The organism is Microbulbifer sp. 2205BS26-8 (assembly GCF_030731025.1).
GTDB lineage: Bacteria > Pseudomonadota > Gammaproteobacteria > Pseudomonadales > Cellvibrionaceae > Microbulbifer > Microbulbifer spongiae.
This window is the reverse complement of sequence record NZ_JAVAMR010000002.1, coordinates 40,118-64,247: the sequence shown is the minus strand read 5'-3', so window position 1 is coordinate 64,247 and position 24,130 is coordinate 40,118. Positions and strand designations below refer to the sequence as shown.

Below are 24,130 nucleotides of genomic sequence, written 5' to 3'. Positions count from 1 at the left end.
CAACCTGCCCTGCCTCCTCGCACAGAGGGGGGGTCACACCGTTTCGTCAAGAATAGCAAACGAGAGAAATGCGCTAAAGAACCCGAGACCCAGCAGTAAAGGCAGTAGCGGAAAGCACAGCATCACCAGTGAGACTGCAATCCACAGACTCCTCACTCGCCCCCGCTTTTGCCGGTATTGGACCGTGTAGCGACGGTTATGGCTCTCAGTGCCCTTGCAGACTGGAATTTCCCGTTGCTGCGGCAAAAAAAAGCGCACAAAGTTGGCACAATAAAAACGGATTGTCGCCAGCAGCATCCCGCGGACCTCACTGAAAAACCTGTTTTAGTATAGTTTCCGTTTCGGCCATGGTCATTTCCCTACAATTCTGCTTACTTCTGAAATCGTAATCCGGATAATCATGCGTCTCTCACTCACACCATGTATTTGGAGTGGAAAGGTTAATAAACATACTGAGGTCAATACATGATGAATACGGCTGGGCTGAAAAGTGTTAACCAATCACAACTTTTCAAACTATACGGGTTCACACACTATAAAAGTTCGCTGGCGCAACAGAAGCAATCGCATAAACTGACCTAATTACCATCCAAGCTAAGCAACCTTTATGAGTTAGTGGCTGCATACCCTGCATAACCCTAAATATAAGGAGATGGCAAGTGTCGGCTATTCTCTCTAATCTGCGAAATCTAGAGCTACGGAAGGAGGTGGAGCCTCCTGCTTCGTTAAAACTCTTATTTTTCGGGGTGAAATCGTACACCCTTGCAGCGCAGGCTTAAGCTCGATGGTAATTAGGTAAACTGATGTGCCCGAAAGTTACTGCAAAAAAGTGCAGGCTACACAGCACATTAGCAATAGCGCGATACAGATTGGACTGCAGGTTTCCCCAGCTGCAAGGATGGCAAAGTAGACAAGATTACTGCAAGATCGGGCAGAGACTGACTGCTGAGAACGCCGCATCCTGCACCCGGCTTTTGCTCGGCATCGGAGTTTTGAACTCCCGCGGTCCTCTCAACAACACCTGTGGCTTTCAGAATATCGTTAAAGATGCCGGCCTCCTGTCATAAATGAATGACAGAAGACCGTATCTCTCTTTATCCAATGGTTGTTTAGAAACTATACCGCGCTGTCAACTGCACATAGCGGGGTGGCTGGAAACTGGTTGCCTTCAGGAAATTGTGGTTAACTGCTGGGTTCCCACGATCCAAATCCTTTTCCTGGTCATAAGCATCTGGACGCTGCCAATCAAACAGGTTGTACACGGTGGCTTTTAAAACCAATCCCTCATACCATGCCGGGGCGTAGGCAATACCCAGATCGGCAGTGTACAACCAGTTTGACCTGCCTTCGTCACCACGCTTGGTTAAGACTTGGTTACCACTGCCGTCATTACAATAAAAGCTGGAGGCTGAATAACGGTTAAAGTTACCCAGGTCATAGGCTGTTGTGCCATCACCCTCCAGCATCCCTTCTGTGCTTACAAATCCTTGGCAGCTCAGAGGAATACCTGAAATCAGGCTTAGATTCATCGATACTGATAGCTCCTCGGTGAAATCGTAAATACCAAAGGCCTTAAATTGATGCGTTCTGTCTGTAGGCAAATTTCCATAGGCGCCGTGCATGAAATTCGCATGGTCGAAATCCTGTGTTGCCCCTGGATCTTCCTGGGCCAAAGAGGAGTTCACATAGCCTTCGACATTGCCAAAGGTGCGAGACAGTACATAAGACAGGTTAAGTAGCCAGTTATCAGACAGTGCTTTTTCAGCGGTTAATTGAAGGCCCAGATAATGGCGCTTATATTCCGGAAGACCATGATAAGAAGCCGGTGTTGTAACGTTGGTGAGTGTTCCATCATTATTTAAATCCATTGCGATGGTGATATCTTCGCCTGGATTAATAATAATACAACCGGCTAATGAATGGGGATCGAAATTATCATAGCCATTGTCATCTGCCCAGCGTACAAAGCCATCTTTTCCACAGAAATCGTCCATGCCGCTGCCTACAGTGCGACCCATAAATTTCGCACCCAAGGTCCAGTCATCTGTAACCCGCTGTTCATAGCCCAGGATAAGTTCATCCTGATACATGGGTTCAAGATTAGCATCTGCAATCACAGCCGGATTGGCTATTTGGTCATCTACAACACTCCTGCCAAACTCCTGGCCAAGAGATACCGGGCTGCCATCAGCATTCCAACCTCCTGTGACAATATAGTGATTTTCCCTAAAGTGCTCCTCCCGCGTCGCCCGAATATTTGTATTGGATGCCACAGGGATATAATAGCGCCCTAAAGTGCCATAAAATTTCTTGCTTGAGTCTCCATCAATATCCCAAGAAAAGCCAAATCTCGGAGCAATAAGATGGTCAGATTCCAGAAAAGTACGCCCCTGGCCATCGTTGTTTGTAAAAGTTTCGCCGCGCAACCCCCCATAAACCAGTATGTTGTCACTTAACTGCCAGGAATCTTCAATATACCAAGCGGTATTTTCTACAGAAAAGGTAGCCGACACAATTTCGTTTGTTCGAATTCGAACCGTTTCAGTACCGCAATCCAACAAAACACCATTGATCGTGCAATCGTTATTTTCATGGGCAGTTTGGTAGCGGTAGTAGATACCACCGGAATAACTACTGCCAGGAGAAGTTGAATCATAACTCTCAGCATTATAACCAAACCGCAGCCTGTGATCCCCTAACACCCAGTCAATATCCGCTCTATAGCTGTCTCTCTTGTCAATATCATCGATATCATCCGTGACTTCATCTTGAGTTGGCGCATTCCAGCATCCAATCGCTTTACGACCAGGCCAGCCAACGCCGTTAGTGGTATCCCAGGCGTAAGCGCAGTCACCACCTTCCAGGCTGGGCACCTTGAGGTACTGGTGCTTAAGTTTCCCCGCCATTAAGTTAAGCGTAAGGTTGTCGGAGAGATGGCCGGTATAACTCAGGATACTCATATCACCACCTTCCTGGTAAGTGTATGAATTTGTCTGCTCTCCATGCTTTCCAGCCCACTCTTCTCCATTGAGGTTGTGATACTCTGTGCGATCATACTCCGTCTGGTTGTTAATATGGGTAAAACGCAGCAGATGTTCGTCGGTAATATACCAATCCAATTTGGCCAGGTAATTAGGTGTATCCGTTTTGATATTGTAACTGTCATTTCTTGAGTAATTATCGATGTCGTCATCCTGGCCCTCCAGGTTCACGAAAAAAAACAGCTTGTTTTCAATCAGTGGGCCACTGGCATATATATTATATTCCAGGCGAGACTCAGTATCGGCAGAGTTATAGGTCAGGATTTCAGAGCTGCCATCCAGTTTTCTATTGATGGTGTTTTTCTCACTTGATCTTAGCGCGTCATGGACAGAATAAAGCGAACCACCAAACGCCCAGTCATTTGAACCAGACTTAGTCACGACATTGATAATGCCGCCAAGCGCTCGCCCATATTCAACACCATAACCCCCGGATTTAATCTGTGTCTGCTCAATAGCGTCTTGTGGAAGGTTCGCAAACGAAAGCAGTGTACGTAAGTTGGTTACATCCATCCCATCGATATAATAACCATTCTCACCAATAGATGCGCCGCCAAAAGACGGTAGGTTACGGTCAAAATTGGCACCACCCTGTATTGCCCCTGGTGTTAACAGTGCAACAGCCACCGAGTCTCTCGGCAGTGGTAGACGCTGAACGGTATCCGCTGTAAACACTTCGGTAGATTCTACTGAAGAGGTGTCGATTGCCTTGATACGACTCCCGATAACTTCCACAACTTCAATAGTGTCAAAAGAAACATTGCTGCCCCTGCCAATAGTAACTTGAACTTCCTGTTCATTGCCCGCAGAATCCATAACAACATAGGTACCAGCAGGTACACTGCTGATGTTGAATCTACCTCCCGCCGGTACTGTAATGGTACGGCTCACCCCTGTGCCTTTATTCAAGTATGTGATTTCAGTCCCCGCTTCCGCTCTACCAAAAATAGAACCGGAGGTATTGCTAGCCGCAAAAGATACCGTCGATGCTATTAAGCAGGCACTTACAGCCGCTGCGGCTAAAGAGTGCTTAAATTTCACGTGAGTAGATTTGTTTTTCATAACACTTCCTTTTGTATTAATTAGAATTGAAATCTGACCTTGCCACTAAAAAATAATGAAAAATTTTCACTCAATAAACTTATTTTTCACTGGCATTATTAAAATAATGAATAGCCAGGGCCAAAGATGCTAAATACAATCATTTATATTTTCGATATATACCCCCCTTACTAAAGAACCATCCGCTTTCATACCAATACACGCCATCCATCTCAACAAAATCGAATAGCTTCCTGATTATTCCAATAATTCAATCACCAATCAAAGTACTGAAAACTGAATTTTGAATATTTTATCCATGACCTGTTCATAATAGTTTTGGCACATAAATCAAACCACAAAAATCAAAAACTATCGAGGATCCACTAATATAGGTGACCATGCCTGTAACTGGTGATTTCCATCAAAATGACCTAGATGACAATACAATATCTATAGGCAAAAAATGCTTAGCTCTAAATAAAGCATATTTGGTCAGGTTTTTTGCATATCTAGACAATGATATAATCGTTATACAGGTTAAAAGTGCCTCTTTGGATTTAACAACTACAAATGTCCACCCAGGCGCCACAAGTACATAAAAAGCGCCCTTTAATGAATCAAGGGATCAAGAGGAAGCCAGACTAACAAAATTCTTTATCGCAACTGGTCACAACCACACCGCACTATTTTTTCTACATCACGGCAAAATAGTTGATACTCCTGAAGACAGGAAATACTGGGAATGCAAGAAAGCTATGGCTGAAAGGATGTCAAAGTGATCATTGGTGCGGTCAACGATTGTGGGAGAGTGTAAATTAAATTGTGTAACTGCTCATGCCTCCGTACTCTGAACCGGAGAATACCATGAGCAAAACCATGAATAATCAGGATTTCGAACAGCAGCTGCAAGCGCATGCCACCGAACTGGCCAAGGGCATCAAGTCCGAGGCTGACCTCAACACCCTCACCCAGAAGCTCGTAAAGATGACGGTTGAGGCTGTGGTCCTCGGTGTTTGTCGACGAAAAAATGACGACGGCATTGCTAGATCGCTTAACCCATCACTGCCATATCCTGGAGACGGGTAATGACAGCTATCGATTAAAACAATCAACGATCAATCGGGAGGGCAGAAAGAACAGAAAACTATAAAAAACTACGCCATAATCTGGCAATCGAGATGGGTCAATATTAAGTGCAAATCCCGGGTCAGTTTTAAGTGCAAATCAACAAACAAGTCACACGCAGTTTGATAAATTGGACGCCTTCTCGGTTCTTTCTCCATTTTACACTGACTGTAGAGAAACAAATTACCCTAAGCTGACCCAAGCACAGGAATCCCCCCTATACGAGTGGTATATCAAACCTAGTAGTAAGCGCCTCAGGCAAATGACCATTTTCATTACTGTGCCACTCTTGCCTTTTCATTCCCTAATTAAAATGCAGTCAATAACCCATCATGAAATACAGGTCGATTACTTATGCCAGACACATCCAGCCCTATAATGTCAAAAGTGCCTAAAAAAAATGATATAAACAAACTATTTCCCTGATTTTCTTCATGGTCAAAACTGGCATCTTTCAGCACAACAAACTCTCCATTTAAGTAAACGCTGGCATAAACCATTGCACTTCAGGGAAGCGCAATGCCCAAGTGATGAACTTGGATTGCATTTTGCTAATGGCCTATCATCTTCACATGTTAGGTCAGTGTGCTTGTGCCGCAAATAGGTATAAACGGCTCCCTCTTATCCATACAACAGGTATTGGGCTTGGACCTCCATAAATGCGCCACCAGTTATTCCGGTTTTTGCACTCATCCCCAGGCCATTTAATACAAAGTTTCCCCGATTTATCTATCTACACTCACACATGCTAAGAAAACCACCCATCGCAGACTTTGCCACTGCTATTCGCAAATTTACAAAAAGCAAAGGAAGGGCCAGCGACATGCCGTAGGTCTTTGTAGATCATTTTAGCTTAGGAGAGGGAGAGATCGGAAGGATTTCCACCTTGCCAGCACTTGCCAAGGGTACTGGCAACATTGGTGCACAGCTGGCTGCCAAAAGTGGCAAAAGCACCGACCATTCTGCAGCCGCATCAGTACGGGCTACCGCCATTGTCCAAATCTTTGGGTTTATTCACCTGACTGATGCGGGCTACATCGCCGGTACAATGTGGATGGTCAGCACAAAAAATGCTCGCTGACACTGGTATTGTTTATGTCCCCGGTTTCACGGAACAAACTACCGCTGGAGCCACACGCGCTGCAGGAGTTGCCCAGTTTATAGGGCGCATGAGTCGACTGGTTTTGTCCAGCACCGATTTCACTGCAAGCTGCACGCTATTACAGCTGAAGCCCAGTATTACCAGCAACCGATGCAATATCAAAAATTCTGGTGGACCAATGGGCCCAGGTTTTCACCATCGAGCCCGGCATCAAGAGTTCAACGCTTTAAACTCCCGTCTGCGGCGATGCAGTACCGGCTCCGTGTACCCATTTGGTTGGGCACAGCCCTCAAACACCAGTTCACAGGCAGCCTGGAAGGCGATGCTCTTGTGGAAGTCGGGTGCCATATTGCGGTAGTTGGGATCGCCTGCATTCTGGCGGTCCACAACAGCGGCCATGCGCTCCAGGGTTTTGCGCACCTGCTCCTCGCTAACGATACCGTGCCTGAGCCAGTTGGCAATATGCTGAGAGGATATACGCAGGGTTGCACGGTCTTCCATCAGGCCAACATCGTTGATATCCGGCACCTTGGAGCAGCCTATACCCTGCTCTACCCAGCGCACGACGTAACCGAGGATGCCCTGGGCGTTATTGTCCAGCTCCAACTGGATATCCCTGGCGCTCCAAGTGGGGGCTTCCGATACCGGCAGGGTGAGAACATCTTCCAACTTGGCGTGGTGGCGATGTTGAATCTCTTCCTGGCGACGGTTGACGTCCACCTTGTGATAATGCAGCGCGTGCAGGGTGGCTGCGGTGGGCGATGGTACCCAGGCGGTGTTGGCACCGGCCATGGGGTGGGCCAGCTTGGCGTGCATCATGGCTGACATCTGGTCGGGGATAGGCCACATACCTTTGCCAATCTGTGCCCTGCCTTTGAGACCGCTGTTGAGACCCACATCCACATTCCACTCTTCGTAGGCCTTGATCCAGGTGGACTCTTTCATATCGCCCTTGCGGATCATGGGGCCTGCGAGCATGGAGGTGTGGATTTCATCACCGGTGCGATCCAGGAAGCCGGTGTTGATAAATACCACCCGCTCCCTGGCTTCGGCGATACAAGCTTTCAGGTTCACCGTGGTGCGGCGCTCCTCGTCCATAATACCCATTTTGACAGTGTTGCGCGGCAAGGCGAGAACACCTTCGATGCGGTTGAACAGCGTATTGGCAAATGCCACCTCTTCCGGGCCATGCATCTTCGGTTTTACAATATAGATGCTGCCGGTACGGGAATTCTGGCATGTACTTTCGCCGCGCAGGTCGTGCAATGCGATCAGGCTGGTGATCATGCCATCGAGTATCCCCTCCGGAATTTCCTCGCCATCACCAAACAAAATGGCATCACTGGTCATCAGGTGTCCCACATTGCGCACGAACATCAAACTGCGGCCGGGCAGGATGCGCTGATTCCCGTTTGGGCTTGTGTACACACGATCTGCATTGAGTTTACGCTCGAAAGTGGTACCGCCCTTATGAATGGTTTCTTTCAGATCCCCCTTCATCAGACCGAGCCAGTTGCGATAAACCACAACCTTGTCTTCGGCATCCACCGCAGCAACAGAGTCTTCGCAGTCCATGATGGTGGTCAGAGCTGACTCCATCAGCACGTCCTTGATTCCGGCAATGTCGGACCTGCCGATGGAACTTGCGCGATCGACCTGGATTTCAAAGTGCAGCCCGTGCTGCTTGAGCAGGATGGCGCTGGGCTCTTCGCTGTCGCCGCGATAACCGGCAAACTGCTTGCTGTCTTTCAGCGTGGCGATATCGCCGTTGTCCAGTTCCATTTCCAGCAGGGGGCCATTCACACGGTATTGCACAACCTCCCTGTGGCTGCCACAAGTGAGCGGAGCGGACTGGTCGAGGAAACAGCGGGCGTATTCAATCACTCTGGCACCGCGTACAGGATTGTACTGGGTACCCTTTTCCGCACCGCCCTCTTCACTGATCACGTCGGTACCATAGAGGGCGTCGTACAGGCTACCCCAGCGCGCATTGGCGGCATTGAGGGCATAGCGGGCATTCATCACCGGCACTACCAGCTGCGGGCCGGCCAGGGTGGCAATTTCCGGGTCAACATTCTCGGTGCTGGCAGTGACGTCTGTAGGTTCATCGACCAGGTAGCCGATTTTCTGCAGATACGCGCGGTAACCGTCCAGGTCGCGAAAGCCACCGGGATTTTCGCCGTACCAGCGGTCGAGGGTTGCCTGCAATTTGTCACGCTTTTCCAGCAGGGCGCGGTTGACCGGGGCTAGATCGCGCACAACCGATTCAAATTCAGCCCAGAAAACATCGGTGCTGATTCCGGTTCCCGGAATTACCTCCTCGCAGATCAGATGGTAGAGCACCGTTGCGATTTGCAGATCGCCGATTTGGATTCGTTCCGTCATACCCTGGGCCTCTCACTGATCGTTGGAATATCGGCATTCTATACAGTCATTTCCCCATACTGCTAATTAATAGGCGCAATTCCCACTATTCACAGAGTCAATTTTTTCCATTGGTACTGTGGCAGGAAACCGAAAGGAAAACACCGCCGGTTCACAATCGCACTCTGTAGATCGCTCAGAGCGCCCGACCAATATCCAGGATCAGGCGCCGCAGCCAGCGGTGGGGAACGCTCTGCTGCAGTAGCGGGCTCCAGGCCATTTTCAGCTCCAACGGAGGAATCCCCAGTGGCGGATTCCGGCGAACCACCCTGGGATTATCACTGGCCAACTGTGCCAGACGGGTGGGCACCGTCACAATCAGGTCGCTCTGCTCCGCCAGTAACATGGCCACTTGGTAATGACGGGTGAACACAGAGATATCCCGCTTTTCCCCCAGGCGATTGATTGCCTCATCCACCCAACCCAGTCGCTGGACATCCTCGGGGTTTACCCCCACGCCGACGCCCATACCGGTCTTGCTCACCCAGATATGCTGCGCCTTTAAGTAGCTTTGCAGATTGTAGTCTTCGAGAATCGGATTATCGGTGCGCATCACACAGGAAAAGCTGTCCCGCCATACTGTTGCCTGGTGAAAACTCTGCGGCATGCTGTCAAAGCGGTTGATCACCATGTCAACCTTGCCCTGCTCCACATCCACGAAACTCACATCACTGGGTGTCATGATATCCAGGCTGATACCGGGGGCATCCTGCCGCAATTGCCTGAGCAGGGGGGGAATCAGAGTTGATTCTGCATAATCGCTGGCCATGATGCGAAAGGTCCTGCGGGTATTGGCCGGGTTGAAATCCCGGTTTGGCTGTATCACCCGGTCGATGGAGGAGAGGGCCTCGCGCACCATGGGCTGCAGCTCCAGGGCCCGCTCCGTAGGCATCATGCCTTCCCGTGTGCGCACCAGTAGCGGGTCGTCGAACTGTTCGCGCAGGCGCTTGAGACCATTGCTCATGGCCGGCTGGGAGAGCCCCAGGTAATTGGCTGCACGGGTGACGTTGCGTTCACGCAGCAGTACATCCAGGTAGACCAGCAGATTCAGGTCCGCTCTTTCCAGTTGCATAGATCATTCGCCAAATTGATAGTGAAAATAAAATCAATAAATTAGGCAAATTATGCCATGCCCCCTAAGATACTCAACACCTAATTGCAGTCACCGTTTTAAGGAAATGCTGTCATGGCCACATACACTCAAGATATCGATGCGATAGCCAGGCTCCGTGAAAACCACGGAGGCACCTGGGATGCAATCGACCCGGAATCCGTTGCGCGTATGCGTGCCCAGAATAAGTTCAAGCACGGTCTGGATATTGCCAGATACACTGCCGACATCATGCGTGCCGACATGGAGAACTACGACAGGGACCCCACAAAGTACACCCAGTCACTGGGCTGTTGGCACGGTTTCATTGGCCAGCAGAAGATGATTGCCATCAAGAAGCATTTCAATGGCAATACCGATCGCCGCTACCTGTACCTGTCGGGCTGGATGGTTGCCGCGTTGCGCAGTGAGTTCGGTCCCCTGCCCGACCAGTCCATGCACGAGAAGACCGCGGTAGCGCACCTGATTGAGGAGCTGTACACCTTCCTGCGCCAGGCAGATGCCCGTGAACTGAACGACCTATTTCGTGCGCTGGATGCCGCCCGGGAATCCGGAGACAAGGAAGCCGAGAAGGCCGCTCGGGACAAAATCGACAACCATCAGACCCATATTGTGCCCATCATCGCCGACATAGACGCGGGTTTTGGTAACGCCGAGGCCACTTACCTGCTGGCCAAGAAAATGATTGAGGCAGGCGCTTGCTGTATTCAGATCGAAAACCAGGTCTCCGACGAAAAGCAGTGCGGCCACCAGGATGGCAAGGTCACCGTCCCGCACGAAGAATTCCTGGCAAAGATCCGCGCCGTGCGCTACGCATTTTTGGAGCTGGGTGTAGACAATGGGCTCATCGTTGCGCGCACTGACTCCCTGGGCGCCGGCCTGACCAAGCAAATTGCCGTGACCAAAACACCCGGCGACCTGGGTGACCAGTACAATGCCTTCCTGGACTGCGAGGAAATTGAGGCCTCCGAGCTTGCCAATGGCGATGTTGTCATTAACCGCGATGGCAAACTATTGCGTCCAAAACGCCTGGCCTCCAACCTGTTCCAGTTTCGCAAAGGCACCGGTGAAGCGCGCTGTATCCTGGACAGTATCACCGCCTTGCAAAACGGTGCCGATCTGATCTGGATCGAAACCGAAAAGCCCCATGTCCGCCAGATTGGCGGCATGATGGACGAGATCCGCAAGGCCGTGCCGGATGCGAAGTTGGTTTACAATAACAGCCCCTCTTTCAATTGGACCCTGAATTTCCGCCAGCAGGTATTCGATGCCTGGGCTGAAGAGGGCAGAGACGTATCCGCCTACGACCGCGACAACCTGATGCGCGCCGAGTATGATGATACCGAACTGTCCGTCGCTGCCGATGAGAAAATTCGCACCTTCCAGGCCGACGCCGCCCGTGATGCCGGCATCTTCCATCACCTGATCACCCTGCCCACCTACCACACTGCAGCTCTGTCGACCGACAATCTGGCCAGGGAATACTTCGGTGAGCAGGGCATGCTGGGTTATGTGAAAAATGTCCAGCGCAGGGAGATCCGACAGGGTATCGCCTGTGTGAAGCACCAGAATATGGCGGGTTCCGACATCGGCGATGACCACAAAGAGTACTTCGCGGGTGAAGCCGCTCTAAAAGCCGCAGGCAAAGACAACACCATGAACCAGTTCGGATAAACCGGTTGCGATGTTCTCCAGAAGCAATCAAAGGCGGCGCAAGCCGCCTTTGATTGCTGGTCCATTTCCGAAAAATTCAACCGGGGGGAGTGCGTCCCGAGAAAGCGAATCACCCGTGACCATAAGGCCTATTGCGCACTTCCCCCTGCATCAATAAAACCCTCGGCGACATGCGATCCGTCGCAAAACGGTTTATTCTTTGACGCGCCACAACGGCAAAGTGCGTATTTATTCTCGCACGCCCCCTCGCACCATACTGCATTGGCCAGTGCGACATTGCGCACACGATAAGGCCCGCTTGCCTCCGTCTCAATTGCAGTGCCGGACGGCACCTCGTGGCGCAGACCTTCGCCATTTTGTTCGTACCCCAATGCACCGGAGGGGCAGGCGCGTATAACATCAAGTATTTCAGCAACCGAACCTTTGTCCGGGTCTATCCACGGGTCATGCGTTGTATCGAATACCGCTTCGAGGCGCCGGCCACATTCATAGGCTTTGGAACAGAGCAACCGATTGTAAAGGATGTTTATTTCCCTGCCCCTGTACCTAGAGAGTTCATCGATTGTGCGTTCAGGCGATTTCCCATCTAAGTAACCCACACGGGTATGTGAACCGTCGCAATAGGGTTTGTTCTTTGATGCACCGCAGCGACACAATGTCATTGTGGCCTGGGTGGCTAGGGCCGCACCGTCTGCGCCGATGAAATCCTCTACGCCACTGATGATTGCGGGGCCATTCTTGCGTAGCACGATTGACGCCGCACACTGAGCGGCCCTAGCACTGGGCGAAGCGATCCGGCCTGTGAGGCGCAAACCATCGCGGATATTGAGCCCCATCAAGGTCAGATTCGTCGCGCCGGCAATGAGCTCCAATGTCTGGACAGCATAGAAAACGCTATCAAAAGAGCCCGCGTTTGCTTTCGAGGCCAAAAAAACGGCTGACGGCAGCAAGACGATCAGGCCATTCAATGCAATGATCGGCATCCGCTTTTTCTTCGCCACAACGCCTTGATCGCCGCGTCTCTGGCCCAGAGACATCCCGGAGCCTCCGGCAATCACCATAGAGGGGATCAGCACAAGCATGCCCCAAACAATGCCATTCTTAACAGCCGTAATGGCCGCTTGGTGACCGATCAGCTCTGAAACCACTGTCGAGGTCCAGAATGTAGCAATCATAAGGAAGCCTACAACTCCGGCAATAGCGTGTACTCTGCTCTTTGTCATTGCTATCTGGCCCCGAACCACATGCGTCGCAGCAGTTGGTCCCGCTTCAATAGATGGTGAAAGAGCGCTGCGCCGACATGTAGTATCAGCAGCGCGATGATAACGCGGGCACCGATACCATGCGGCCTGCGCGGTGGATAATCGAAGAAATCGGTCAGAGTCGCTAGGTCTCCGCCGAAGATGATTGGGCCAGCACCCGATAGAATCACCATGCCGATACCGCTGGCAGCCGTACCGAGAATGACCACATAAAACAGGATATGGACGGCTCGGGATGCATGATCCTGCCAACTGGGCATGAGCACTGAAGCGGGTTTATAGTCCATAAAGCACCACCAGCTGATGCGCACCAGTGTCAGCAAAAGAATCACCACACCTATCGGGACATGCACTCGCAAAGCGGCTGCGTCCTCCATTGCGCCTGCTCGAAAGCCCGAACCGATCACTACAACGATGAGCAGAGCACTGAGCCAGTGAATGGCCACAGCAACTGTGCCGTATTGCTCTGATATGCTTTTGAGTGACACTGCGTTCCTTTGGTTAGGCTACACAGTGGCCGGGCACGGCGAGCTTTTTGAACAGATGCGGGGAGGCAATAGCACTTTCAGGGTAACCACCAATGCGCTTCTGAAACTCCGGGCTTGTAAATGCGTTGCGGAAACTGTCCACGCTTTCCCATATCGCGTAATTTACGAAGGTTCCGCTGCCGCCAATGGCTTTGTGCAATTGTGTGGAGATATAACCGGGTTGTGCACGCATAAAGTCTGCATCGTGTTTCCACGCCGCAAGCAGGGCTTCTTCCTCGGCTGGATCGACGGTGAAGACGTTGATGAGTACGATGGAACCGTCTTCGTTTGTCTGCATTTGGTCGGCCAGACTGACCTTGTCATTGAGCTCTTCGAATCTCGCCATTATTCATTTCCTTTTACCGTTGTTTGAAACACTTGTTTGCTCAGTGCGATCACGAACGATTTCCAAGAGCCTGAGCGCGTCTCGGATACCCTGCTCACTCAGCCCCTCTGCCAGTGCGTTGACCCAAGCGGCTTGTGCTTTGCCAATTTCAATCATGACCGCATACCCGGCCTCGCTGATTGTGACAAACGGCGAACGTTTGTGATCAAGGTTTTTCTCCAAAGTAACCAGCCCCTTATCCTCGAGATCATTGACAATGCGCTGCACACCTTGACGAGCCAGTCCCATTCTCCTCGCTATCTGGGCAACCGTGAGTGGCTGCCCCCATTCGTCGATAGCCCCCATTACCTGCCATCGAGCGCTCGTCATGCCCATTGGCTTGGTCAATTTGTTACCCGCTGCCAATAGCACCCCGTTCAGCCGAAAGGTCTCAAGGATCAGGGCAGTCAACGCTTCGCCTTCAATTGTTCGCTTCATTTGTCTTATAGTGCCATATTGTAAATATATTGTCAAACTGCATATACAGTTCCTTTTGAAGACTCGAAACCGTGCGTGGCAATATACCGAGCCTATATTGATTGAGCATCTACTATTGAAATTGCGTTTTAAACCTATCGGCAGTGTCTGTCAGATCAAACCAGGGTTGCGATACCTTAACCACATCGCGCTTTGAAACCGATACCACGGGCCTAGCAAGAGGACAGCTCCCAGTTTATTCAGGATCACCCCAAGAGTACCGGAGGCATGACTGCACAGCGCTGCGGTCTCCCAACTGTGCGCCCAGTCCACGGCCTGCAATGGCGTCAACGATACTGTTTGAAGTCGCCTACCGTGATTTCCCCTGGTGAAACCCTCGGTCTCATTTTGTCTAGCCTTAGGGGGTACCCCGTTGAAACACTTGCTCTATGCTCGACCCCGACCTGGTGCTGATTCTCAATTGCGGCAGCTCTTCACTCAAGTTTGCCGTACTTGACCCCGAATCCGGGAAGGAATTCCTGTGTGGTCAGGCGAACGCCCTGGGGGGGACCACAGCAAAGCTGGTATGGCGCTACCGAACCCAGAATGAGACACAACAGCTTGCTCGGGATGACGACTACACCACCGTAATTCGGATTCTTGTCGACCGGTTTGATAGACAGTGGTCGGAATTGAGAGAGCGGCTTCTTGCCATCGGCCACCGGGTGGTCCATGGCGGAGAGCTTTTCGCCAGTTCGGTTCTGATTGACGAGGAGGTGTTATCTGCAATCCGATCCTGCTGTGAACTGGCCCCATTACATAACCCTGTCGCCCTAGAGGGTATTCAAGCAGCCCTTGCCGCCTTCCCCCAAGTATCACAAGTTGCCGTGTTCGACACAGCTTTCCACCAGAGTATGCCAGACTACGCCTACCTGTATGCGCTCCCTTACAGGCTTTACCAACAACATCATATCCGCCGCTATGGTATGCACGGCAGCAGCCATCGCTATATCAGTGAACGCACCGCTCAGCTGCTGGGCAAGCCTGTACCGGAGATCAACGTTATCTCGGCGCACCTGGGCAACGGCGCCTCTATTGCTGCTATCAAAGGTGGCCACAGCGTGGATACCAGTATGGGTCTGACCCCACTGGAGGGACTGGTCATGGGTACTCGCTGCGGTGATCTGGACCCGGGACTGTTGCTGTATTTGGGGCGGACACTGAACTATTCCCTGGACGAAATCGAGCAACTACTCAATTGGGAAAGCGGAATGACAGGCCTCTCCGAGCTCAGCAATGACTGCCGTGCACTAGAGCAGGCTGCAGAGGGCGGACATACCGGCGCTCGTCTGGCCCTGGAGGTATTTTGCTACCGGCTGGCCAAATACATTGCCGCCTACACTATTCCCCTGCACCAGGTCACTGCACTGGTATTTACTGGAGGAATCGGCGAGAACTCCGCCTGGGTACGCACTCGAACCACCGACTGGCTGAATGGCCACGCCTATCAGTTGGACCCAGCGCTCAATGAAAAAATACGCTTTGGTGCCGAGGGGCGGATTTCACGGCAAAATACCCCGGAGGTTCTGGTGATCCCCACCCGGGAAGAGTGGGTGATCGCCAGGGATGCCGCCCAACTGGTACGGGGGGCAGCCTAGGCATGCCGCACAATGCCCGTACCCTTATGCTGGTCCCTGTGGGAGCGGGCGTGGGCATGACCTCAGTCAGTCTCGGCCTGATTCGCGCACTGGAACGCAACCGGCTGGAAGTGCAGTTTTTCAAACCCGTCACAGAACCCTCCCCGAACGGCGCCACAGAGCGCACCACGGAAATATTGCGACACAATGTCAACCTGGAGAGCCCGACCCCCTTCAGTGCTCAATATGCCGAGACCCAGGTATCCACCGGAAAAATGCCCGAGCTGCTGGAAGAGATACTGGCACGCTACCAAAGTGGCAGCAGTCAGGCGGAGGTGATTGTGGTTGAAGGTATTCTACCCAGCAGCAACAGCCAGTTCTCCAACCAGCTCAACCACCAGATTGCCAAAGCCCTCGACGCAGAGGTGGTATTGGTGACCTGTCCTCCAAGCGGCGTCACCAAACAGCTAAAAGAGCGGCTGGAGTTTGCGGTGCGCTCTTTCGGCGGAGGAGATTCCAACCGGGTGGTGGGCTGTATCATCAATAAAATCGGCGCCCCTCTCCACCATTCTGATACCCCTGGCGCCCACGCCGGCATGCCCACCCAAGGGGAGGCACTCCAGGATAGCGCCTCCTCCATCACCAAAGAGGCCCTTTACCGGCAGGTTCCCCTGCGGATTGTGGGCTGTATTCCCTGGAATGCTGATCTGCTCGCACCGCGAGCACTGGATCTGGCCCGACACTTCGATGCTCAGATCATCAACCGCGGGGAATTGGAGACCCGGCGATTGCACAGCGTGACCTTTTGCTCCCGCTCCCTGGCCAATATGCTCAGGCGCTTTACACCGGGGGCCATGCTGGTGACTTCGGCAGACAGGCCCGATGTCGTTGCCGGTGCTTGTTTGGCTGTAATGAATGGAGTGAAGATCGGCTGTCTCTTGCTCACTGGCGGTTACCAGTTGGATCGTGCATTGTTCAAAGTCTGCACTCCGGCAATGGAAACCGGCTTACCGGTCCTCCTTGTAGGCGCCAATACCTGGCGAACGGTAATGGAATTGCAGACCTTCAACCTGCGCACACCGGCAGACGACCGGGAGCGGGTCAACCGGGTGCAGGATTTTTTTGCCAGCCACCTGGATGAAAACTGGGTACGCTCCCTCAGCCAGGTTTCCAGCCGTCCCCGACGCATGTCTCCGTCAGCCTTTCGCTATCATCTCACCGAACTGGCGCACCGCTCGCCAAAACGCATCGCGCTGCCGGAAGGGGAGGAGCCGCGCACCATCAAAGCGGCTCTGATCTGCAGCGAGCGGGGTATTGCCCAGACAATACTGCTGGGGAATGCCAAAACCATCCAGAGAGTTGCTGAGCAGCAGGGGCTCAGGCTCAGTGACCAGGTACAGATTGTCAATCCTGCAGAAGTGCGAGATCACTACGTGGAACCCATGGTCACCCTGCGCAGAAAAAAGGGCTTGACACAGGTAGTGGCACAGGAACAACTGCGGGATAATGTGGTACTGGGCACCATGATGCTGGCACTAGATGAGGTGGACGGCCTAGTGTCTGGGGCCATACACACCACGGCCAACACCATCCGCCCCGCCCTGCAGCTGATTAAGGCCGCCCCCGGCGAGCCACTGGTCTCATCCATATTTTTTATGCTGCTGCCGGAGCAGGTGCTGGTATACGGGGACTGCGCCATCAATCCGGACCCCAATGCAGAACAGCTGGCCGCTATAGCGATCCAGTCCGCGGACTCCGCCGCGGCCTTTGGTATTGAGCCGCGCGTGGCCATGATCAGTTATTCCACCGGAACCTCGGGCAGCGGTTCGGATGTCGATAAGGTGCGCGAAGCTACAAGAATTGCCAGGCAACAGCGACCCAAGCTGATTATCGATGGACCCTTGCAGTACGACGCCGCCCTCATCAAAACCGTCGCCGCACAAAAAGCACCGCACAGCCCGGTGGCCGGACGCGCAACAGTGTTTATTTTTCCCGACTTGAACACCGGCAATACAACCTACAAAGCTGTGCAGCGCAGTGCGGATCTGGTGAGTATTGGACCCATGCTGCAGGGATTGCGCAAACCGGTCAATGACCTGTCCCGGGGCGCCCTGGTGGATGACATCGTCTACACCATAGCGCTCACAGCCATCCAGGCGCAGCAGCGGCATCAATAGCTGGTTACTCCCAATACAGTGGTCGCCTCATATCGACGAAATTCCGCAGAGCGCTAGCAACCACATAGGCTTCCAGACGGTGTTCGTAAGTTTCGGTGTGATCGTAGCCCATACGCGTTAGACAGCGTTGGATATGCTCAGCACTCTTGGAGTTGTCGTGCCAGACGCTCCGCCCCCGGATGACGGCCAATAACATCCACCACCAACGTCGATCCGCCGCTTTTAGCTGCTCCAAGGCCACCGCAAGCAGAGCCTCTTCATTGGTAAAATCGGTGCCCAGGGGATAATAGGGCAGCATTGCCAGACATTTTTTATTCGTGAAAATTTTAGTGATATGCCCGGGCGTATTGTTGTTGAATGCCGCGGGAATGACAAAGTCTTTTTCAATTTTCCCCGCGTGCTTGGCCTGTTCCAGCAAAACTGGCTGGAATCGGGCATCGCAGATACTGAGCATGGACACCATCACATCCCGGTCCGTCTTGCCGCGCAGGTCCACAGCTCCATACTCGGTGACCACCACATCGCGCAGATGTCTGGGGATGGTAGTATGGGGATATTCCCACACGATATTGCTTGAACAGATTCCGTCTCGGTATCGTGTGCTCGGCAAAGCGATAATCGAGCGTGCACCTGGCAGTTCAAACGCTTGGGCAACAAAATTGTACTGACCACCCACACCGCTCACCACCTGGTTATCCACAAGGCCATCGGAGACAACCGCGCCACCCAAAGTCACCATCATAGCCGAGTTCACGAAACGCGCCTGCCGGCGCTGGGCCCGCTTCAATGCCCGCTGGGACTGCAAATCATTGGTGAAATCGATTCCGGTCATATCAATGCCGGCCAGCTCCCTGGGGGGCAGGTCGCGAAGCTCCCGATACATCAATTCCGGCCCCAGATAGAACCCACCGTGCAACCAGATCCCCCCCAACAGTTTTCTGTTGAGGCACTCCCCTATCAAACGCCTGCGACCATGCTCACTGTGCAGATCACACTCCTCTTCCTCCCCGTCAGGTGTCAGCAACTTGTGCCCGCGCCAGCTGTAGCTCGCATCGACAATGCCAAAGCGCTGCAGGAACTCGGTATCCTCCGGGGTCAGGGGGCAAGAGATGCGGCCACATTTCTTCAGCGCCAGCAGGGTCTCCTCGTTCACCGTATGGGTGATTTCATCCCGATCCAGCAAGGCTTGCAGGGCAGCATCAGCATAGACTTCACGGGTGAGTATTCCGGCTCGCCGCAGGTGCAAAAATCCATGGGGAAACATCTCGCTGACAGCGTATAGCCCCTGCCGAAAGGGTTCCGCCATGGGTGTCAATGCCGCGTCGCAGGCCGGGGACTTGTGGCGGTTCAGGTCTTCGATCAAGCGCCGGTAAAGTCCGTTCTCTAAATGGCGCAAACGCAGAGCGTGGCACACCGCATCTCCGAGAGCACCAATGCCCAGCTGCAGGGTGCCACCATCTGCGATCAGGCTGGCGATATGTACGCCGATACTGTATTCGGTAAAACCCACCGGCATTGCCGGAGCCGCAAACAGCGGCGTATCAAAAGTGGCCCCCTCCAACAAAAAATCAAACTCGGTTGCATCCAGCTCGCTGGTGCCGGTTATATAGGGCAGCTGTGGGTTGACCTCACCCACCAGAATCAATGGATGGTCATCGCGGGCGTTGCTCAGTTTTAAAAACGGCAGCGTCAAATCAGAGTTACAGCTCAAACTGAAACGCGCACCATCCTCGGTTGGCGACACCATCTGGGCAATCACATTCACACCGCTACTTAAAAGCGCTTCCGGCACCTGGGTGTAATTGACACTGGCATAATGTTGCTGTGCATAGTCATTTCCCAGCAATGCACCCGGTGCCATAAAAAATTCGATCACCTCGATATTACTCGGCAACTGTTGCCTGCGGCGAGCGGAAGCGTACGCGAGATCCTGGTACTGACTGTAGAGACGATCCAGCAAAGGCTGGATAAAACGGCGCAGTATATCGCTGTCCCCCCTGGGGCGCTCCAGGGTAAGGGCGGTGAATATGGTCAGGGAAATCGATGGGTCAGCAGCCGCACGGGCGTAGAGGGCATTGGCAAAGTGGTTGGCCTTGCCGATCCCCAGGGGCAGGCCCAACACGATTTCCTTGCCCGCTTTTTCCAGCAACGCATCAATACATGGATCGACGGTACTGAAGCGCCGGGGGATTTTTCTGGAAGGGGTTTGCATGGATATCTACACCCGCACTTCTTTAGCCCGGGCGGCCGCTATGCTCTCCCAAGTGCTCAAAGTGATCGACCTGAATCGCACGATCCACCGCATCCGCGGCTTCTTTCAAGGCACGTGCTTCCTCATCGCTGATCAGGTTGCGCTGTAAACCCTCCTCTACCGATTCCCTGCTCAACACGCGTATCCCGCCTTTTTTCAGTTTGTCGCGTGCCTGCTCTGTAGCGCACACCTTGACAAACGCCTGCTCGACAATATCAACACCATCGCCGGGATTGCCGGGATAGACACCACAAGTCAGTCTGTCCCGGGTTGTCGACGGGGCCAGCAAGAGTTCAGCACAAGCGCGAGCCTGGCGGTCCGAAGCCGTATGGACACTATGCCCCCAGGGCATGACCAGAAATCGCATTAACTGCCCGAAGAAGGGACGCGGGAAATTCTGAAAAACTTCCAGCAGATTGATTTCAATTTTATGTAACCCATCGCGCATAGTGAATTCCAGTAGGGGCAGGTCATCTTTGGGATTACCATCGTCGTAAAAGCGCTTCAGGGTGCAGCTCAACAAATAGAGTTGACTGAGTACATCCCCGAGACGATAAGAGATCAATTCTTTTCTTTTCAGCTCTCCTCCAAGAGTCATCAGGGAAATTTCAGTCACCAGGGTCAGTACCGCAGAATACCGGTTCAGCTGCCGGTAGTACTTGGCTGCCCCACCCACACTGCGGGGACTACTGGCAAACAGGCCCACCGTCCAACCGTGGAATACACCGCGTAACAGGGTCTTGAGCTGGAACCAGAAGTGTTTTGGCAGGAGCGTATCGAGCTGATCCAGCCCCGCTTTGGTATCGGGATTCTCTGCTGCGAGTATCTCATCCAGTAAATAAGGGTGGCAGCGTATGGCACCCTGACCAAATATCATCAGGCTGCGGGTCAGCAGATTGGCCCCTTCTACGGTAATCGCCACCGGGATGGCCCGGTAGACATTGCCAAGGTAGTTAGAAGGGCCGTCCATAATGGCCTTGCCCGCATGGATGTCCATGGCGTCATTGATTGCCTGGCGCAACGCAGAGGTGGCATTGGCTTTCATAATTGCGGTAATGACCGCGGGCTTGCGGCCCTCATCCAAAGCCCGTGTTGTTGTTTTGTGGGCGCTATCCAGTACAAAAGCGATAGCGGCAATTTCAGCCAAGCGCCGTTGTACCCCCTCAAAGCGCCCCACGGGCACATTGAACTGTTCTCGCACGCGCGCATAGGCCCCGGTGGTCCGGGCAGCCATTTTCGCGCCACCCATTGACAGCGAAGGGAGAGAGATGCCACGCCCGGCGGCAAGCGCACTCATCAGCATTTCCCAGCCTTTGCCCACATTCTCCTTCCCACCGATAATCCATTCTATGGGAATAAACACATCTTTGCCCCAGTTGGGACCATTCTGAAAAGACTGCATGGCTGGCAGGTGGCGCTGACCAATGGTGATTCCAGGGGTATCGGTGGGTACCAGGGCAACGGTGATGCCAAGCGCTTCCTTATCTCCGAGGATATGCTGTGGATCATAGAGTTTAAAGGCCAGGCCCAGTATTGTGGCGATGGGGCCCAGGGTAATATAGCGTTTGTGCCAGTTGACGCGCATTCCGAGGACTTTCTCGCCCTCGTGCTCCCCGTAACACACCTCACCACGATCCACCATGGAGGCAGCGTCAGAGCCTGCTTGGGGACTGGTCAGGGCGAAACAGGGGATATCGGTGCCATCGGCCAGGCGGGGAAGATAGTAATCTCTCTGCGCCTGGGTCCCGTGGGAGAGCAGCAGTTCCCCAGGCCCCAGGGAGTTGGGCACCATCACAGTCACACCCACGCAGGTACTGCGGGTAGAGATTTTGGTAACTATTTCCGCATGCGCCGAAGGAGAAAAGCCGAGGCCGCCATATTTCTTGGGAATAATAATGCCGAAAAAGCGGTGTTTACGCAGGAAGTCCCATACATGTTCGGGGATATTGTGGTCTACAAAGCTAATCTGCCAATCATTCACCATATGACAGAGTTCTTCCACCGGGCCATCCAGAAAAGCCCGCTCTTCCGCATTCAGTTCCGGGGGTCCCATGTCCAGCAGTTGATTCCAATCCGGTTTTCCCGATAGCAACTGGGCATCCCACCAAACTTCCCCGGCTTCCATCGCCTCGCGCTCGGTAGCGGAAATCGAAGGGAGAACCCGCTTGATGGTTTTCAAAAGTGGCGCGGTAAAGAATTTCTTGCGCAATTCGCCCATATTTACCTTCCATGGTGGTCGAGACAGCGAAATACCCTGCCATTTCCCCGGGTCATTGAGAGGTATCACAGGACAATGATAGGTGACGATTTCTTATACAGTTTGACAGCCGGAGGGAATATATGACTGGGCCGGATTGGCGCGACAAGGCAGTATTTCGGCTTGGAAAGAGGCTCTGGCGGCAGGGGCCGCCCTCCAGGTCCGCCGCCTCAGAGAATCCGCATCAGCCCGGAATAACAATGTACCCCGAAACCGGTGAGTGACCACATGGAAACTTCAGAGCAGCGGCTTTGTGGCGACAATGATGCCATTGTTGTCCGCGTAAAGATAATGACCCGGATAGAAAGTCACTCCGCCAAATGCTACGGTGATCTCTCTCTCACCGACGCCCTTCTTTTCCGTTTTCATAGGGTGGCTGCCCAGAGCCTGTACTCCCAGATCCAGCGCGGATATTTCGTCCACATCGCGGATACACCCGAATACCACAATGCCCTCCCAGGCGTTGCCTACTGCTTGCTCCGCAAGCCTATCCCCCAGGCAGGCGCAGCGCATGGAACCGCCGGCATCCACCACCAGCACTTTTCCGCGACCCGGCTCCGCCACCAGTTCGCGCACCAGGGAGTTATCCTCAAAGCATTTGACGGTAACAATTTGTCCACCGAAGCGCTCTCGGCCACCATAATTAATAAAAAAGGGCTCAACCACCTGCACATCTTTCCTGTGGGCATCGCACAGATCGGGCGTCGACACTGACATAAGGCATCTCGTTATAATGAAATGAACAGTAATGGTAACCTTACCGGGACAACAGCAGCAGCGATATCAATAAATACCGGGCATCATCTTTGTGGATAATGCCCGGCCAAACCTTCACTGTCGAAAATCTTGTCAGCGGGTGACACGCACCGGTGTGCCGACACGCACATGCCGGTAAAACTTTCTTGCCATATGCGGTGGCATCCGCACACAGCCATGAGAGGCAGGATAATTGGGCACATGGCCCGAGGCATGCATGCCGATACCACCATTGAAGCGAATGTAGTTATTCATTCTTGCTCCGCGATAAACGGTTCCGGCGGGGCGGCGATGCCTGCGGGTATTCACATTGGATCTCACCACTCTGCCGGTGCGCTTGCTGACAAAGCTCCCATAAATGGTCGAGCGATGGTAGGGATGTTTTGACAGCACCCGGAAATACCCCGGCCTGGTACCGTATCCACGCTTGCCGGAAGAGACCTTGGAAACCCCTACCAGCCTACCGCCTTTGTACAAATAGGCACGCTGCTCGCTCAAATCAATTTTAATTGAGGGACTGCCGCCTCTGGCTGCGGCCCGGTCATCGAACCAGTTGACACCCCGGGGTTTTGCCATTGCCGGGGGCACCGCCAAAAACACGATCAGGCACAACACCGTAAAGATGTATAGTATGGGGATTTGTAACTGTCTGCTTGTGTGCATGGCTCACCTCATCAACTCTCTCCGCTTTGATCCGGCGGGCGGACAGTCAGAAAGTCCAGCCTACACCGATTGAAGTGCATCGGCGGCGGAGTCCTCTTCTTGCAATGACTCGGCTTCAAAGCAAAATGCGCACTTCTTCCCAACTTACGCATAATCCTAAGACTCTTCCGATTTTATTGAGGCAGCCGTTGACAGTTAGATTGAATTCTTCTCTAGGCGGGCGGTGATAGTGGAATGTATTTTTTCGGTAGTGTGTGATGGCAAAGTCTCACACAAA

Annotated in this window: 16 protein-coding genes and 1 pseudogene; 4 read left to right on the top strand and 13 right to left on the bottom strand. The window is 52.9% G+C overall.

What is annotated here, in order from left to right:
- Nucleotides 1-33: 33 nt before the first annotated feature.
- Both Q5Y71_RS00925 and Q5Y71_RS00920 read right to left on the bottom strand, forming a co-directional pair.
- Nucleotides 34-297, bottom strand: a complete 264-nt coding sequence (locus tag Q5Y71_RS00925) for a hypothetical protein (RefSeq protein ID WP_306039311.1) — start codon at nt 295-297, stop codon at nt 34-36.
- 812 nt (nt 298-1,109) lie between these two features.
- The gene (locus Q5Y71_RS00920) at nt 1,110-4,103 is read right to left on the bottom strand and encodes a TonB-dependent receptor (protein WP_306039310.1); all 2,994 of its coding nucleotides are present in this window, start codon (nt 4,101-4,103) and stop codon (nt 1,110-1,112) included.
- A gap of 982 nt (nt 4,104-5,085) precedes the next feature.
- Between Q5Y71_RS00920 and Q5Y71_RS17460 the strand changes: the two are divergent.
- Nucleotides 5,086-5,235: pseudogene (locus Q5Y71_RS17460) on the top strand (ATP-binding protein); the annotation flags it as partial.
- 283 nt (nt 5,236-5,518) lie between these two features.
- Here the strand turns inward: Q5Y71_RS17460 and Q5Y71_RS00910 are convergent.
- The 3 genes from Q5Y71_RS00910 to Q5Y71_RS00900 form a co-directional block, all read right to left on the bottom strand.
- Nucleotides 5,519-5,671 carry a hypothetical protein gene (locus Q5Y71_RS00910; RefSeq protein WP_306039306.1) on the bottom strand — a complete coding sequence of 51 codons (153 nt, stop codon included), beginning with the start codon at nt 5,669-5,671 and terminating at the stop codon, nt 5,519-5,521.
- 851 nt (nt 5,672-6,522) lie between these two features.
- Nucleotides 6,523-8,697, bottom strand: a complete 2,175-nt coding sequence (locus tag Q5Y71_RS00905) for a malate synthase G (protein ID WP_306039305.1) — start codon at nt 8,695-8,697, stop codon at nt 6,523-6,525.
- A gap of 175 nt (nt 8,698-8,872) precedes the next feature.
- Nucleotides 8,873-9,808, bottom strand: coding sequence for a LysR family transcriptional regulator (locus Q5Y71_RS00900; RefSeq protein WP_301414228.1), 936 nt, complete (start codon nt 9,806-9,808; stop codon nt 8,873-8,875).
- A gap of 114 nt (nt 9,809-9,922) precedes the next feature.
- Here Q5Y71_RS00900 and Q5Y71_RS00895 point away from each other — a divergent pair, with 114 nt between their 5' ends.
- A complete protein-coding gene (locus tag Q5Y71_RS00895) occupies nt 9,923-11,521 on the top strand; it encodes an isocitrate lyase (RefSeq protein ID WP_306039302.1) in 1,599 nt (532 codons plus the stop codon).
- A 128-nt stretch (nt 11,522-11,649) separates the two neighbouring features.
- Here the strand turns inward: Q5Y71_RS00895 and Q5Y71_RS00890 are convergent, their stop codons facing one another.
- Genes Q5Y71_RS00890 through Q5Y71_RS00875 form a run of 4 tightly spaced genes read right to left on the bottom strand, consistent with a single transcriptional unit; the run spans nt 11,650 to nt 14,133 of the window.
- A complete protein-coding gene (locus tag Q5Y71_RS00890; protein ID WP_306039301.1) occupies nt 11,650-12,696 on the bottom strand; it encodes a CDGSH iron-sulfur domain-containing protein in 1,047 nt (348 codons plus the stop codon).
- A gap of 50 nt (nt 12,697-12,746) precedes the next feature.
- Entirely contained in the window at nt 12,747-13,271 is a 525-nt protein-coding gene (locus Q5Y71_RS00885; RefSeq protein ID WP_306039300.1) for a cytochrome b, read from the bottom strand.
- Between the two features lie 13 nt (nt 13,272-13,284).
- The gene (locus tag Q5Y71_RS00880; RefSeq protein WP_306039298.1) at nt 13,285-13,656 is read right to left on the bottom strand and encodes an antibiotic biosynthesis monooxygenase; all 372 of its coding nucleotides are present in this window, start codon (nt 13,654-13,656) and stop codon (nt 13,285-13,287) included.
- 3 nt (nt 13,657-13,659) lie between these two features.
- A complete protein-coding gene (locus Q5Y71_RS00875; protein WP_306039297.1) occupies nt 13,660-14,133 on the bottom strand; it encodes a MarR family winged helix-turn-helix transcriptional regulator in 474 nt (157 codons plus the stop codon).
- Nucleotides 14,134-14,561: 428 nt separating this feature from the next.
- Here Q5Y71_RS00875 and Q5Y71_RS00870 point away from each other — a divergent pair, with 428 nt between their 5' ends.
- Nucleotides 14,562-15,770 carry an acetate kinase gene (locus tag Q5Y71_RS00870; protein WP_306039295.1) on the top strand — a complete coding sequence of 403 codons (1,209 nt, stop codon included), beginning with the start codon at nt 14,562-14,564 and terminating at the stop codon, nt 15,768-15,770.
- A 2-nt stretch (nt 15,771-15,772) separates the two neighbouring features.
- Complete coding sequence (gene pta, locus Q5Y71_RS00865) at nt 15,773-17,926, top strand: phosphate acetyltransferase (protein ID WP_306039293.1); 2,154 nt, start codon at nt 15,773-15,775, stop codon at nt 17,924-17,926.
- Nucleotides 17,927-17,930: 4 nt separating this feature from the next.
- Here pta and Q5Y71_RS00860 read toward each other — a convergent pair whose 3' ends face one another.
- From Q5Y71_RS00860 to Q5Y71_RS00845, 4 genes are all read right to left on the bottom strand, one after another.
- Complete coding sequence (locus Q5Y71_RS00860) at nt 17,931-20,138, bottom strand: acetyl-CoA hydrolase/transferase C-terminal domain-containing protein (RefSeq protein ID WP_306039292.1); 2,208 nt, start codon at nt 20,136-20,138, stop codon at nt 17,931-17,933.
- A gap of 22 nt (nt 20,139-20,160) precedes the next feature.
- Nucleotides 20,161-22,395, bottom strand: a complete 2,235-nt coding sequence (locus tag Q5Y71_RS00855; protein WP_306039290.1) for an acyl-CoA dehydrogenase — start codon at nt 22,393-22,395, stop codon at nt 20,161-20,163.
- A gap of 276 nt (nt 22,396-22,671) precedes the next feature.
- Nucleotides 22,672-23,151: a ribonuclease E activity regulator RraA gene (gene rraA, locus Q5Y71_RS00850; protein ID WP_306039288.1), complete on the bottom strand. Its 480-nt coding sequence runs from the start codon at nt 23,149-23,151 to the stop codon at nt 22,672-22,674.
- A gap of 132 nt (nt 23,152-23,283) precedes the next feature.
- Complete coding sequence (locus Q5Y71_RS00845) at nt 23,284-23,853, bottom strand: L,D-transpeptidase family protein (protein WP_301414240.1); 570 nt, start codon at nt 23,851-23,853, stop codon at nt 23,284-23,286.
- Nucleotides 23,854-24,130: the final 277 nt, after the last annotated feature.